The organism is Runella sp. CRIBMP (genome assembly GCF_009905605.1).
Lineage (GTDB): Bacteria > Bacteroidota > Bacteroidia > Cytophagales > Spirosomataceae > Runella.
Window position 1 is genome coordinate 421,146 of record NZ_JAAAKZ010000002.1, and the last position, 15,138, is coordinate 436,283.

Sequence of the window (15,138 nt, forward strand, 5' to 3'; positions counted from 1 at the left end):
CACAATGACATTTTCATCAGAAGGAGGTTTTGAAGAAGCACTTATAGCGATACTTACCAAAAAAGGATGGGAGGAGAAGGTATTAAAATACCCAACCGAAGAAGCTTTGCTCAAAAACTGGGCAAACATTCTCTTTGAAAACAACGGGGGCATCGACCGCCTCAACGACTGCCCCCTCACCGACGGTGAAATGCAGCAGATACTGGCGCAGGTCATCACGCTGAAAACGCCGATCAAACTCAATGCGTTTATCAAAGGAAAAACCGTTTCCATCACGCGGGATAACCCTGCCGATACCCTGCATTTTGGCAAAGAGATCAGCCTGAAAATCTACGATCCCAGTGAGATAGTCGGCGGACAAAGCCGTTATCAAATCGCCCAACAACCCAAATTCAAGAGTAACTCAAAAATTCTGAACGACCGTCGCGGCGATTTAATGCTCCTGATCAACGGTATGCCCCTCATACACATTGAGTTGAAGAAAAGCGGAGTGGCCGTAAGTCAGGCCTGCCATCAGATAGAAAATTACGCACACTCGGGCATTTTTACGGGTCTATTTTCCTTGGTCCAGCTATTTGTAGCCATGCAGCCCGACGAAACGCTGTATTTTGCCAATCCCGGTCCCGACGGCAAGTTTAACAAGGACTTCTATTTTCATTGGGCCGATTTCAACAACGAGCCGATTAATCAGTGGAAAGATATTGCTGAACATTTACTTTCTATCCCGATGGCCCATCAGTTGATCGGTTTCTACACCGTGGCCGATGGCACCGACGGCGTGCTGAAAGTCATGCGGAGTTATCAGTACCTTGCCGCCAATGCCATCAGTCATAAAGTTTCCAAGACCGACTGGAAGCGTAAAAACCTGTTGGGCGGGTACGTGTGGCACACCACCGGCTCGGGCAAAACCATGACCAGCTTTAAGTCCGCCCAACTCATCGCCAACTCGAAAGATGCCGATAAAGTGATTTTTTTGATGGATCGCATCGAGCTGGGCACGCAGTCATTGCTGGAATACAGGGGTTTTGCCAATGAAAACGAAGACGTACAGGCCACTGAAAATACGGGTATTTTGGTGACCAAACTTAAAAGCGACAAAACGTCTGATACGTTAATTGTAAGCTCTATTCAAAAAATGAGCAACATCACCGACGAAGAAGGCGGGCCAAATGCCCACGATATTCAATTGATCAATGCCAAACGGATCGTCTTTATCATCGACGAAGCCCACCGTTCTACGTTTGGCGACATGCTGATTGATATAAAAAGAACCTTTCCTACGGCCCTGTTTTTTGGTTTTACGGGCACGCCCATCCACGAAGAAAACCAAAAGAAAAAGAACACTACGTCGTCGGTGTTCGGTCATGAACTGCATAGATACAGCATAGCCGACGGGATCCGTGACAAAAACGTGTTGGGTTTTGACCCGTATAAAATACTAACTTATAAAGACAAAGATTTAAGAACGGCGGTGGCGCTGGAGAAAGCCAAGGCCAAAGACGAAACGGAGGTATTTTCCCATCCCGAAAAAATCGAGATCTTCAATACGTACATGAGGCAAATGAAGATGGCGGGGCATTGGGATGACGATGGGAGCTATGTCAAAGGCATTGAAGACGAAGTACCTGCCTCGCAATATGAGCGGCCGGAACACCAAGAAAAAGTGGTAGAAGATATACTGGATAATTGGTTGACGCTCAGCCAAGGCAATAAATTTCACGCCCTATTTGCCACAAGCAGCATCGTCGAAGCCATTGCCTATTATCGTTTACTGAAAAGGGTAAAGCCAGAATTAAAAACCACCGTTTTGTTTGACCCCCATATTGACAATAACGGTGGAGCAAAAGTAAAACAGGATGGATTGGTCGAAATCATGGAGGACTATAACCGCCGTTATGAACAGGATTTTACCCTACCCACTCATGCAAAATTCAAGAAAGACATTGCCGCAAGGCTGGCCCACAAAGCCCCCTACCTTCGGATAGAGCGAACACCCGAAAAACAAATTGATTTATTGATCGTGGTTGACCAAATGCTCACCGGTTTTGACTCGAAGTGGCTCAATACGCTGTACTTGGATAAGGAGCTCAAATATGAAAATATCATTCAGGCATTTTCCCGAACCAACCGCTTATTTGGCCCTGACAAACCTTTTGGAACGATTCGCTATTACCGGTATCCACACACGATGGAGCAGCACATTGAACGAGCTGTGAAATTATATTCCGGCGATAAGCCCATCGGATTGTTTGTGGAGCAGTTGGAATACAATTTAAACAAGTTAAATGCCATCAATGACGACATCTGCCAATTGTTTACGAGTGCGGGCATCTCAAGTTTTGAAAAATTGCCCGACGATAAAACCGAACGGGGCCGATTTGCCAAACTGTTTAAAGAGCTGAATGCGTATTTAGAAGCGGCCAAAATTCAGGGCTTTACGTGGAATAAGTCAAAATACGAGTTTGGTAAAGGAAAGTTAAAGTCGGTAGTGGAAATGAAATTTAATGAAACCACCTATTTGATTTTGGCACTTCGTTACAAAGAATTGTTCAGCAGCAGTGGCGGCGGCGGCAGTCCGGAGGATGTGCCTTTTGAAATTGACGGATATTTAACGGAAATAGATACCGCAGTTATTGACGCCGATTACATGAATTCCCGTTTTGAAAAATACCTTAAAACGCTTAAAAAAGAAGACATTGGCAGCGAACACATGGAGCAAACCTTAAATGAGTTGCACAAATCATTTGCTTCGCTAACGCAGGAAGAGCAAAAGTTTGCCAATATATTTCTTCACGACGTTCAGAATGGTGATGTAAGCATAGAAAGCCACAAAACCTTCCGGGAATACATTACAGAATATCAATCTAACGCCAAGAATGCCGAAATTCATCACCTGGTACAACTGTTTGGATTAGATGAAATCAAGCTCAGGAGTATGATGAATTCGAAGATAAACGAGGCCAACATCAACGATTACGCTCGCTTTGATGACCTAAAGGCAACGGTAGATAAAGCCAAGGCAAAAGCCTATTTTGAAGAATTGGAGGGAACAACCATTCTACCGAACAAAATAAAAATAAAAGTCAGTAACCTGCTTGAAAGGTTTATTATCAGTGGTGGTTTTGAGATATAGGGGTTTGAAGGCCTGTGGCTTAATTTTGCGGTGAATATCAGGCAGATAAAAATCTCCAACCATTGGTTGGAGAAATTAGATGGAGTAAACATTTAGTGATTTTATCTTAATGCAAAGACCCGCGGGAGCGACTTTTACACCATTGCCCCAAAAAGTTGGGTTGGACATAAGATATTCTTAGTCACAAAGACCTGTTCAGATTACTATAACAAAACTACTCAACTTAATAGGGTCTTTAAAGCAAAAGTTTTGCTGTTTATTGTTCCAAGGAAAACCCGGTTTAGACAAGGTATATTCAATGGGCTGTGAAGAAGTTTTTCTTAAAATACTGCAATAACCCGTGTAACTTGTGTAGATAATTTGATTCAGCTGCGCATTCGTTTCAAATTCCTTTTTCTCCCGTTTAGTTATGGATACTAAATAGGCAGGGATAATTTCCTGTAAGAAAAAAGCTTCGTTGGCTTGAAAACAATTTTGACGCTTTTTCAAAGAATCTAATCGTTCTTTCAGGAAGGTTTTTAAATTTTGAACCCCCGATTCATGCTCTTTAGCTGTTCGCCACCCTAAACTGTGCAGAGTATTAAGTAATAGCGTTTTAAAGTATATCTGCTCGTTTCTTTGCCATTTACTGTTGAGGATACAAATAATTGTATCTACTAACGCCTCCTTTTTATATTTCTCAACCTCATTATCTTTTGTAGCTATGGAATACTTTTTAAAACTGTAACGGGATAAATGTAAAAAGCTTCCTATAAGTAGCAGGCAACAGCCCTTGACATTTTTTACTTCATAATTATCCTCATTCTCAAAAGGCAAATAGATCATAGAGCCATTTTGACCCTTATCTTCATAGAAAGCAACCTTACCACCATACTCAAACAGCAATTCAAGTGCAATCAAATATTTGGTGAGGGTAGTCAAATTGATGGGCACTTGTTCATTGAGTTTTTGTTTAAGTATCAGTTGGTTAAGGTTATCTGTGAATACTTTTAAGTATTTGACTATTTGTTTAGTTTCATTTAGACACGCTGATTTATTCGTAATAAGTTGTTGGATAGAATTAATGTCGACTTTATCATCCTCTAAATACACTTCCTGCTCCTCAACTTGAACATTGCCATAATACACAGATAAATAGTTGGAACTTTGGGCAAATCGCAGCAAATGGAGTACATCTAATGCAGTGGTATCATTAATTACTGTTAGTGCCTGTTGATTTTCAAAATTATAATCCGTTAAGTCGTTTAAAACTCTATCGCCTGAGGATGAATGCTTGGTTTTTCCTGTTTCTGGCTTACCTGAAAGATTTTCGTCTATTTCTTCATTTCTTATTAGATATTCCAGTAAATCAAGTAAACGACCGGAATTCCCCATCCTAATCTCTTCACAAATGGAAGTAAACTCTACCAAGGTTGGGTCAGGGTGAGTTTTGAATAGCTGATTCAGATAGGCTACTGGAAGTTTGTTGGAGACAGGCTGCAAAGTAGATATATCAATAACTTGTACATAATTGATGTCTTTAGCTATTAAGGTCAAATCTATGGTAAACTTTTCCGGAGATAAAGCGACCGATAATGTGTTAATCAAACAGTCCTCATTATCCAATAATTGAATTTTACAAACATCTTTATAATCACCTTCCCAATAAATTTTCAGTGTATCATTTTCAATCTCCGCACTAAGCAGGTGTACACGTAATGAACTTCGGGATATAAAAAACTGTTCATCATTGTGGGTAAGGGTACCACTGAAGGGCGGTAAAGGGAGCGCATTTTGTTTATTAAGTGAAAGGCCAATTTTGCTAAGAAGATTACCTTCAGTTGCTTCAATAAGTAATACGACTTCAGCATTTGTGTAAGAACTACCGGGTAGTCCTAAACCTGCCATTGTTACGTTAGCACTGCCAAATAGACAATATTCGGTGCCGTTTGCGCTTTTCCAGTGAATTAACTTAGCGTGGAGGCGAGATTTATTGTTATTTGTTATGCCTGCACTTTCATTTTGCCAATCATAGAAAAATATATTATCATCCTCCGACATTTCAGAAGGCACCTGTCCCCATCTATCGAAAACAGCGTGTATTTGTGCATTTGGGTACGAAGTTCGAAGTGTTTGTAGCGTTTGCCCATTTTTGTCATAGAAAGGTGATAATGTTGTGATTGTACTAATATCCCTTCCATTTATATATTCCTTAATTTGCTGCCATATAGTTTTGTCAGGTGAATTGTACAGTAGTACAATGCGATTTCCGTCAGCCATTTCACTAAACTCACCTGGCTTATCATTAGGTAAATCCTTTATCCATAATGCATTATCAATTATCCAATCAGTCGTTTTCGTACGAAAATGTCCTTTAGCAATGTCTGTATAATTCTTTACATACCTCCAAGCTGATGCAAAAAGTGCCTGATTATCTAATTTATTGGTATTGACATGAAAAGCTCCCCAAAGCTCGTCATTACTAAGGTGGCCGGCACTCGTTAAATTGCCGGAGCCAATGATTAAAAGTCCCTCATTATTTCCAATCAGTAACCATATTTTCGGGTGAAAAATGGACTTTCCAAAAATGGGGTAAATGGAGTACTGGTAACTGACTTCAGTTCGTTCAATACGTCCTGCTGTCTCTTGTATTATAGTATTATAATAATAGCCATCAATTAGTACATTAACGTTATGGATACCACACAATCGAAAGTGGTTCATAACTCGATACTCAAAGAAATCAGGATCAAAGCTAAAAGTTGTTAAAATAGCCGAGTGATATCGCCTTCGGTCTTTACCAATAATATCAAAAAGGCTTTCACGAATAGGTGTCATAAAAAAAATAAAATTTGTTACTCAAAATTAAGTAGTTCATGTAAACCACTTAACAATAATTTATTTTCTTTGATCTCCAGAAAATTTAAATCTGAGAACAGGTTTACTACAGTATACATACGAGGAGATGTAAAGTGCGGAATAAAATTTTCAATATAACTTATGTATTGCTCATCTATAATGAATTTATGAGTTGACAAATCCCCATTACCCATTTTTCGCATAGCAACTAAACGGTGTCGGTTTACAACAAAACGATATATAAATTGCTCAATAAACACATTAAATGGTCTTTCAAAAGCTTTAATAATATATTCAAACCCTTCTACCATATTACCATCTCGTATGGTTTTTAGGCGGCATATATAAGCTCTAATTTCTTTTGTGTAAATAGAGTTATTTGTAAATATTTGAAAGATCAAATAGAAACCAGAGGCAGCTGCAAGAATATCTTCATTTCTATCTACAGACGCTTTTATTTCTTTAACATATTCACCCTCATTCCACTCAAATTCAAAATGTGCCAATGTTTTTTTAAGTGTACCTTCTGTATTAATATCATAGTTCATTTGAGTCATGATTTTTATAACAAATGAATTTATAAATTGAGGCAAATATTGGGGGCCATTCAATTTTTCCAAATAATTCAGCATTGCCCACAATATACATCCACAGGCATATTGCCAGTATTCATTTAATTGATAAGTATACCAGCCTAATTCTGTATCAGTAGCAATTTGCCCGTTGACACCAAACTGTTGACAATAACATGTTTCTATAAATGCTTGGGTGTTAAACTGATTATCCCTCTCAATGGCTATCTTTATTAACCCTTTCAGAGTTTCACGACGATGAAATGTTATGGTTTCTTCAATTATTTGAGATGGGTAATCTTGTTGGTTTATCATTAAAGTATATAACTCCCCTTCTTCATCAAATGGATCAACTTTGTTTATAGCAAAGTATTTAGCCAACAATGGTATATCAAACCGATTTAGATTGCCCCTATTAATATTTTGATAAAATAGTATTCTGACCTCATTAGTCAGTGTCGAGTCAAATACCTCAGCTAAATGTCGGCCACTAACCCTACGTTGTAGGTTTGATTCAGTGATATTAAATAATTCGTCATTGGCTTTATCTGCCCCAACTGTAATTAAATCCAGTACTTTCATTGGACCAAGATAATATTGCCCAAATGCTCCTGATTTATGTTTCCAATATACCTTGTCGCTTCCATTGACAAGATCAGCTCCTTTAATTAAATCAAATGCTTCCCAGGGTTCATTAAGCCAATTTGCCGCAAATCTGCTGCCTGTAATCTGATTGACTTTAGGATATCCGTCTTGCATAATTAAAGCAATCATAAGTTCAGCTCGCCTAATAAACCTGAATTGTTCAATAGAATTACCATGGGTCTCTTTATCAAAGTATAGTTTTAATAACCAGCAATAAAAGCCATAATAGCGTATTCTATTTGTAAGGTTGGAAATACCGGGAAGAAGCATGGAATAGGTAGCTTCAGATGTGGTTTGCATACTTAGCGGATCAAGGCCAGTTATTGTCTTGATTCCAGCACCCCAAAAGGGATAAAGAGATTGGCTTCGACGGATGACAGACATATACTAAAGTTTTTTGAAAAAAATATGAGTACACTAGAGTTTGAGCCAGTTGTTCAATAGCATTGCTGTCTTCTTTACAAATACGTGTTTTTCCACTTGAGCCATTTGTATGATTTTCTGGTAGAGCTCTCTAAATAAGTTAGGTCAGTTATTTCTAAATGGTAAGTGTATAAACTAAATTGAGGAGACTAATAGGAATAGCAGCTTACTTACTGGCAAATTTTGTGTGGGTATCTCAAACGATTTTTTACCAAAAAAACGCAAAAAAATTAACTTTTGATACCCTGTATGATACCCAATCTCAAAAACAGGGCTAACTAACTGATAATCAGCACTAATTTTCAGTCCCGTCCGGACCGCTTGAAAGCTCAGAGAAATCTGAGCTTTTTTTGTTTTAGGGTCGATTAGAATACCTGCCTGTCATGCAGAGGGGTACGACGACTCGCCGGTTGGCCGTTGCCATTCGAGTCCCGCCGGTCTGCCGTACCACCAGACCGCTTGGAAGCCGGAGCGCCGGACCGTTCAGAGAAATCTGAGCTTTTTTTGTTTTATGCCCTTTCTGACGCTTATAGGGCACTTTTTTAAAAAATCACATTACTTATTTTTGATACCCGTTTTGATTAAAATTGTACGGGTATCAAAAACTTCACCCGTTAGAACCACAAATCAGTTTTATTTCCCCCACCTCCCTTTTGAGATTGATTCAAAAATCGAAACCTTTGAACGTATTTTGTCGTATTTTTGGGTGTTTGTTTATCTCACCCCATTCACATGTTAAGAAAAATTTTGCTTCTCCCTTTGCTACTGCACATTTCTCTGGCGGCTTTTACCCAATCAGGTAGTTTTATCAAAGGCAAACTCGTTGACTCGCTGACGACTGAGCCACTGGCTTTTGCCACGATTCGACTGGAGTCTAAGTCGCAGGGGAGTATGGTTAAGGGAGAAGTGGCCGACGTCAAAGGGTCATTTCAGTTTGTGGGCTTAAAAGATGATAAGTACGTTATTAAGGTCGAATATGTAGGGTATAAAACCAAATACATTGAGGTAAGTTATGACAAAGCCAGCCAACGGCTTGATTTAGGCTCGATTGCACTCAGTCCATCGAGTCAACAACTGGACGTAGTGACGGTGACGGGCATCAAACCCAACGTGGTAGCGACCCTCGAAAAACAGGTTTTCAAAGCCGAACAGTTTGAAGTAGCACGCGGTGGTACGGCCACCGACGTCCTGAAAAACATCCCCTCCGTGATGGTCAATGCCGAAGGAGAAATTATGGTCAGAGGGTCAAAAGGCTTTTTGATTTTGGTCAATGGCAAACCTTCGCAGATTGATGCCGCCACGATTTTGTCGCAAATTCCTGCCAATACCATTGAAAAAATAGAAATGATAACGGCTCCCTCGGCCAAATACGACGCCGACGGCAAAGCTGGAATCATCAATATTGTTACTAAAACAGGCACCAACGACGGTTTGTCGCTGACAACCAACGTCCAATACGGCCTGCCGCGCCTGAAAGCCTACGAAAACGCGACTGAACCCCTTCGCTACGGTGCCGATGCCACGCTCAATTACCGCAAAGGAAAGTGGGACGTGACAGTTTCGGGAAATTACCTCAAAAACGACATTGCTGGAAGAAGAGAAGGAGATGTTAATACCGTTATTAATAACGTATTGACCCAATTTCCAAGCGACGGAGAGCGGAGCCTAAAACGAGATAACTACGGCGCCAGGGCATCGGTCATTTATACCATTTCAAAATCGGATGAGCTTTCTGCGGGGGTGTATCTTGGTGCCCGCGACCAGTATCGCACGGCCGATATTTATTACCGAAACAACACTAAAACCAACCTACTTACCAATCAAGTAGTGGGAAGAACAAAGTATTTTAACCCCAACTTGGTTCTAAAATCGGGCGAGTTTAAGGTGCTAAACCTCGATTATACCCACAAATTCAAAAACGCCTCGACCTTGAGCGTTTCGGGTTTGTACGAAAATGCGCTGATTGATGGCTTTACCAAAAACAGCAATATCAACATTAATAACCTCCGCGATACCCTTCAATACACCCTTAACACTGGCTCTAATCCGCTCCGGGCCCTTCGCTTCAAAGCCGATTACGAAAAGCAAATAGGCATTGGAAAACTATCAATGGGCTACCAGTACCGTCAACAAAACCAAGAGGGCGTGTTTGTTTATTCGGATAAAATCGGCAACAATCAGCCGTTGGTGGTCAATCCTGCTTTTACGGCCAAGGTCGCCATCTATAACCGCATTCATGGCCTGTATGCGCAGTACGCAGGCAAGTACAAAAAACTAGAATTTTCGTCGGGATTGCGGTATGAGAATGCCCTTCGTGAGTTTACAGACGACCGTGGTGGAAAGCCCAATGACTTAAAATTGTCAAATTTGTTCCCCTCGGCCAATTTGCTGTACGATATGGGAAAAGACCTGCGACTCAAAGCCGCCTACAGCCGCCGGGTGCAACGTTCGACCAATAATGAGCTGAACCCTTATCCCGAACGCGAACACAGCGAAACCCTCGAACAAGGCGACCCCAACATCCGCCCTGAATTTGTAGGAATTTACGAGTTGGGATTGACCAAAGATTTTAAGAAAGTGTCGTTGTACTGGAATGTGTATCGCCAGCAAATTACCGACATCGTCAACCGCGTCAACAGCGTTTATAACGATACCATTTTAAACAGAATTTACACCAACGCAGGCAAGGCGCGGTTGATGGGTTCGGAAATTGGGGTGACGATTTCGCCCGTTAAAAAGCTAAAAGTCTTTGTCGGCGGAAACGTTTATAACCTAAAAATCAAGGGAACATTGTTTGATAAGTCGGTGGTAATCAATAGCCAAGGCTGGGTGTATTCCATAAATTCAAACCTCAACTATCAAATCACACCTACTTTGAGTACGCAGTTCAATTTGTCGTATTTATCGGCGAGAAACACCGCGCAGGGCGAAGACTCGCGGTTTTATCAGCCAAATTTTTCGGTCAAGAAATCATTTATGAACAACAAAATGAGTATTTCGCTGCTTTGGCAAAATACGTCATTCGGGAAAATGAAAGTCAACGAACAACGAATTTCAACTTGGGGTAGTAATTTTTACACCACCACCAATTACATCCAAGAGACCAATATTTTCTTGTTAAACCTCTCGTATAGCTTCAACAAAACCGATCGAAAAACCAAGTTGCCAGCTAGCGAATTTGGCGAGCGCGAGTTTTAAGACACAAGGGTTGTATCGCCAAAATCCATGATTTTGTTTGCCCGAAATGGCTCTTTCTGGCTTTATTCGTACCACCCCAAGCTTAGAGGAATCTGAGCTTTTTTTGTTTTGTGCCTTTTCTGACGCCTGTGGAGAAACCCTTTACGCAAAAAATCATAATACTCCCACGGCCTTTTTGTATCGCACAGCGGCCACCAAAAAGTTATAAACGCTCGTGAGATAATTGTTTTCGGCATTTTGCAGGCTATATTCGGTATTTTTTAAGTCTGAAAGCAAAATAGTGCCTTTTTCGTAGCGAAAACGATCGGTTTCTAAAATTTGCTGGGCCAAGGTCAAATTGGCTTTTGTATCTTCCAAGTTGATTTTTTCTTGGTTCAGGGTCTTGATAGCACTCCGAGCCTCGTGGTCAAAATCTGCCTTGAGTTTCTCCATGTTATTACGATTCACTTGGGCCCTAATTGCGTAATCACGTTTCAAAAAAGCCGTTTGTTTTCCATCAAAAACGGGGACGTTGAGCTTCAGGCCAAGGTAATTGAACGGAAACCACGTACCAGCAGCAAAGGGGTTGAAAATATCATTCAGCTGCAAGGCCGTATAATTTCCATAGGCCGATACCACCGGGGCTAGGCGCGCTTTTTGTTTTTGTTCGGTCAACTCATTGATTTTCAAAGCAGCCTGCTCTTGCAGAATTTCGGGACGCTGATCAACTGAGCCGTCCAATGACAACGATTGATTTTGTTGAAACAAAGAGGTTAAGTTTTCGGTCAATTCGACGCGTCCCTCACTTTTTAGGCCGATTTGATATTTTAAATTTTCAATGCTTAACGCCTCATCTTGTCGAGATTTATTGAGGTTGGATTGGGCATTATTGTAATCCAATAGTAGGCGATCGAAGTCGTTTTTGAGCAATACTCCTTTTTCAAACTTGGTTTTGCCCGATTCCCAATATGCCTTTGTTCGCTCCACGGTTTTCTCAGCCAAAACCAACTTCTCCCCTTGAAACAAAGCCGCAAAATAAGCCTCTGCCACGGCCAATTTTAAATCTGACTTTATTTTTTCAGTCGTCACGGTTTGACTTTGAACCGAGGCTTGGTTGAGCTGTCGGTCGTATTTTGTGGCCGCATCGTAGACTTTTTGCTCGGCACTGAGCCCTACATTATTATTAAATGGTACTCCCAAAACCAATTTTACATCTTGCCCGTTGGCAAAAGGCGCATTTTTAAAAACCGAGGTTTGCAACTGCGTATTCCAGCGCATATCGACCGAGGCATTGATTTGGGGAAGCCACTTGGCTTTCAATTTGTCATTTTCTCCTTCGGCCAACTGAACTTGCAATTGTTGATTTTTGAGTTCCCAGCGGTTTTCCAACGCCATTTTAATGGCATCATCGAGCGTAAGTCGCTGCGCCGATGCCATTTGAAAACAGAATAAAATTATATAGATGCAAACGAATGCCTTTTTCATGGCTAAATTTTTAAGTTCTAAATACCTGTGCAGGCTCCATTTTGATGATTTTACGCATGGCAAACAAACTCCCCAGAATGGCAATAAAAAGCGTAACTCCAATCAGGAAGAGCGTTAAATAAGGCGTAATTTTAATATTGAGGCTGGTTTTTGTCACATTTACAAAGCCCCTGAGCAGCACATAGGCCACCCCAAAACCCACCACCGAATAAAGCACCGCTTGCCATAGAATCAGTTGACGAATGATGCCGTTGGTGCCCCCAATGGCTTTAAGCGTTCCGTAGTCTTTAAGGCGGTCGTTGACGGCCGAAAACATCGTCAAGCCCACGATGGCAAAACCCGTGACAATGGCAAAAATAACCAACAACCCAAACGAAGCGACAATGCCGCTATTGAGCGCAAAATATTTTAAACTTTCGTCGGTATATGCTTGTCCATCACGGGCTTTGACGCCCATGATTTCCTTGTTAATATTTTCAACGACTTGTTGATTGGTGTATCCTTTTTCAATCTCCACCAAAAATGCCGACGCCTGGGTAGTGGGAATTTTGCACAGTTTACGTACACGTTCAACCGTCGTAAAACCATAAGCTACGCCCAAGCCTTTTGCTCCTCGGGTATTTCCGCTCAAAAAAACGCGGTTGCCGTTGAATTCAAAATGGTCGCCCATCTTGATTTTCTTGGAAGAAATCTGGTCGTATTCATCGGTAATTATGGCCCCTTCTTGCTGCAAATCCTCCAGACTCCCTTTGACAAAATTCCACGGCCCACCGATGTGTCTCGGCGATTGGGTCCCAATGAGTGTGATGGGGGTTTTGGTTCCGTCTTTAAACTTAGCACTCCCCGCCCCTACCACCATTGTATTGACCCTCAACACCCCTGCCACTGTCATCAATTCCCGCGATATACGCATATCCAACAAGGGCAAATCACTGACTTGCTGGCTTTTGTCGCTAACTACCCAAACGTACTGCTTGTTGTTTTCGGCCAACGAAATCGTTCCTCCCAAAAGTGCAAAGCAGATACCGAGTTGTTGCCCAATCAAAAACACGGACAAGATGATACCAAACAAGATTCCAAACATCTTGGCCTTGTCGTACCACATAAATTTAAAGGCTTCTTTGAGCATGTTCTGTTGTTGGTTAGCCGTTTCTCCGTTATTTCAAAACAATAATACAATCTACGCGGCTACCAATCAGCGGCATTTTGCCTGACTCAAGGCGAATCGATACATCCCTTACTCGACGGTCTTCTTGCTCGGTTGATTGGTCCTTGAAAAGCGATTTTTGCTTTAGATAATCGGCGGCATAGCTCACGACCCCCGTTGCCAAAGTATCGCCCGATGTTTGCGAAAGGATAAATACTTTTTGTCCTAACTGGACTCGTTCGGCATAGAGTTCATCTACTTCAGTTTTGGCAAACAATGCACCATCTGGGGCAAAATCGGCGATTTTGGTATCATTATTCACAAAATCACCCGTTTTTACCAATACCTTCAACACTTTTCCCCCCATCAAAGCCCCTACTCTCTTTTTTTCGACTACGGCTCTGTAGTAATTAATATCTGCTTTTATCTCTTCTACCTTAGCTTGTGCTTGGCGGATGTTGGCCTCGGCGGTCTGGAGGTCTTTGGTGAGTTTGTCAAATGTTGCTTTACTATCGTTCAAAGCTTGTTGGGTTTGGGCATTCCCTTTATATAGTTCAAGATTGCGTTCATAATTATCCCGTGCATTGTTTAGAGTTATTTTCAGCGCTTCGAGCGTTGCCTGATTGGCGGCGATAGTGGCCTGTTGGGTACCAACTTTACTCTGAGCTTGGCGCAATTGCGCATTTTCCAAAACTACTTCAACATCTAGCAGCACTTGCCCTTTTTTAACTGCTTGATTATCTTCTATCATTACGCTCAACACCCGCCCGCTGGTGCCTGCGGTAAGACTCATAATGCCATCTTCGGGCTCGATACGTGCCACTCCCAAAATCTGATTCTTGGTCGTGGGCTTAGGAATCGAGTCGGCCTTAGCCGTCGTTTCTTCTTTATTTTTTTTGTCGCCACAGCTCGCCAAGGTCAATACCATCACAAGGATACAGCATCCATTTTTCATTAGTGCAATTATATTCATCGCGTTTTAAGGCTTTTATTATCCTAATTTTGTCAAATCAATGGGAGTTACAAAACCGTTTTTCACTTCCACGGCACGGTCTGCGTATTGTTGTAAACGTGGGTCGTGCGTCACCACGGCCACGGCTTTACCCTGCCGAGCCAATGTTTGTAGTTCTTTCATTACTACAACCATAGAATCTTTATCTAATGAAGCCGTGGGTTCATCACACAGCACCAACTTAGGCTCAGTTACTAAGGCGCGGGCGATTGCAATCCGTTGCTGTTGCCCCCCCGATAGGGTCTTGGGTAAATTTTTTCGTCTGTCGGTCATACCAACCGTTTCGAGGGCTTTTTGCACGCGTCGTTTGCGTTCATCTGCACCAACACCCAGCAGTTTTAAGGGCAATTCTATGTTATCTTGGGCGCTGAGGGGAGAAAGTAGATTGAAGCTCTGAAACACAAATCCTATTTTTTCCAGCCGTAACCGAGCCAATTGGCTTTGTTTCATCTCATTAATATGACTACCATCCACCCACAAATCGCCATGAGTTGGGTATATTACACACCCCAACATAGAGAGAAGGGTGGTTTTCCCTGAGCCAGAAGGGCCTATAATGAGCGTCAGCTCACCTTCGTTCAACTGAAAATCCGTAGGTTGTAGTGCTACAATCGTTTGGTCGCCCGTTTGGTATTCCTTACTTGCCCCTTTTAATTCTGCAATCATAAATAAGCATCATCGTAATTAGTACGAAATTGTACTATAA

At 41.6% G+C, this 15,138-nt stretch carries 8 protein-coding genes; 2 read left to right on the forward strand and 6 right to left on the reverse strand.

Going from position 1 to position 15,138, the window contains the following annotated elements:
* Positions 1 to 4 precede the first annotated feature (4 nt).
* Complete coding sequence (locus GVN20_RS06920; RefSeq protein WP_166557628.1) at positions 5 to 3,133, forward strand: type I restriction endonuclease subunit R; 3,129 nt, start codon at positions 5 to 7, stop codon at positions 3,131 to 3,133.
* A 195-nt stretch (positions 3,134 to 3,328) separates the two neighbouring features.
* Here the strand turns inward: GVN20_RS06920 and GVN20_RS06925 are convergent, their stop codons facing one another.
* Entirely contained in the window at positions 3,329 to 5,950 is a 2,622-nt protein-coding gene (locus tag GVN20_RS06925) for a hypothetical protein (protein WP_166557629.1), read from the reverse strand.
* Between the two features lie 17 nt (positions 5,951 to 5,967).
* Positions 5,968 to 7,572: a hypothetical protein gene (locus tag GVN20_RS06930; protein WP_166557630.1), complete on the reverse strand. Its 1,605-nt coding sequence runs from the start codon at positions 7,570 to 7,572 to the stop codon at positions 5,968 to 5,970.
* Positions 7,573 to 8,343: 771 nt separating this feature from the next.
* On the opposite strand from GVN20_RS06930, the gene GVN20_RS06935 reads away from it, so the two are divergent.
* Positions 8,344 to 10,809, forward strand: coding sequence for an outer membrane beta-barrel family protein (locus GVN20_RS06935; protein ID WP_166557631.1), 2,466 nt, complete (start codon positions 8,344 to 8,346; stop codon positions 10,807 to 10,809).
* Positions 10,810 to 10,962: 153 nt separating this feature from the next.
* Here the strand turns inward: GVN20_RS06935 and GVN20_RS06940 are convergent, their stop codons facing one another.
* The 4 genes from GVN20_RS06940 to GVN20_RS06955 are packed head-to-tail and all read right to left on the reverse strand — an operon-like array spanning position 10,963 to position 15,098.
* Positions 10,963 to 12,273 carry a TolC family protein gene (locus GVN20_RS06940; protein WP_166557632.1) on the reverse strand — a complete coding sequence of 437 codons (1,311 nt, stop codon included), beginning with the start codon at positions 12,271 to 12,273 and terminating at the stop codon, positions 10,963 to 10,965.
* Between the two features lie 10 nt (positions 12,274 to 12,283).
* Positions 12,284 to 13,402, reverse strand: a complete 1,119-nt coding sequence (locus tag GVN20_RS06945) for an ABC transporter permease (RefSeq protein ID WP_166557633.1) — start codon at positions 13,400 to 13,402, stop codon at positions 12,284 to 12,286.
* A 28-nt stretch (positions 13,403 to 13,430) separates the two neighbouring features.
* A complete protein-coding gene (locus GVN20_RS06950) occupies positions 13,431 to 14,393 on the reverse strand; it encodes an HlyD family secretion protein (RefSeq protein ID WP_229598994.1) in 963 nt (320 codons plus the stop codon).
* Between the two features lie 18 nt (positions 14,394 to 14,411).
* Positions 14,412 to 15,098 carry an ABC transporter ATP-binding protein gene (locus GVN20_RS06955; protein ID WP_166557634.1) on the reverse strand — a complete coding sequence of 229 codons (687 nt, stop codon included), beginning with the start codon at positions 15,096 to 15,098 and terminating at the stop codon, positions 14,412 to 14,414.
* Positions 15,099 to 15,138: the final 40 nt, after the last annotated feature.

Excerpts from the sequence above, each read along its gene's own strand:
- GVN20_RS06945 (WP_166557633.1), bottom strand. The coding sequence starts at position 13,402 with ATGCTCAAAGAAGCCTTTAAATTTATGTGGTACGACAAGGCCAAGATG.
- GVN20_RS06940 (WP_166557632.1), bottom strand. The coding sequence starts at position 12,273 with ATGAAAAAGGCATTCGTTTGCATCTATATAATTTTATTCTGTTTTCAA.
- GVN20_RS06920 (WP_166557628.1), top strand. The coding sequence starts at position 5 with ATGACATTTTCATCAGAAGGAGGTTTTGAAGAAGCACTTATAGCGATA.
- GVN20_RS06930 (WP_166557630.1), bottom strand. The coding sequence starts at position 7,572 with ATGTCTGTCATCCGTCGAAGCCAATCTCTTTATCCCTTTTGGGGTGCT.
- GVN20_RS06925 (WP_166557629.1), bottom strand. The coding sequence starts at position 5,950 with ATGACACCTATTCGTGAAAGCCTTTTTGATATTATTGGTAAAGACCGA.
- GVN20_RS06935 (WP_166557631.1), top strand. The coding sequence starts at position 8,344 with ATGTTAAGAAAAATTTTGCTTCTCCCTTTGCTACTGCACATTTCTCTG.
- GVN20_RS06950 (WP_229598994.1), bottom strand. The coding sequence starts at position 14,393 with ATGAATATAATTGCACTAATGAAAAATGGATGCTGTATCCTTGTGATG.
- GVN20_RS06955 (WP_166557634.1), bottom strand. The coding sequence starts at position 15,098 with ATGATTGCAGAATTAAAAGGGGCAAGTAAGGAATACCAAACGGGCGAC.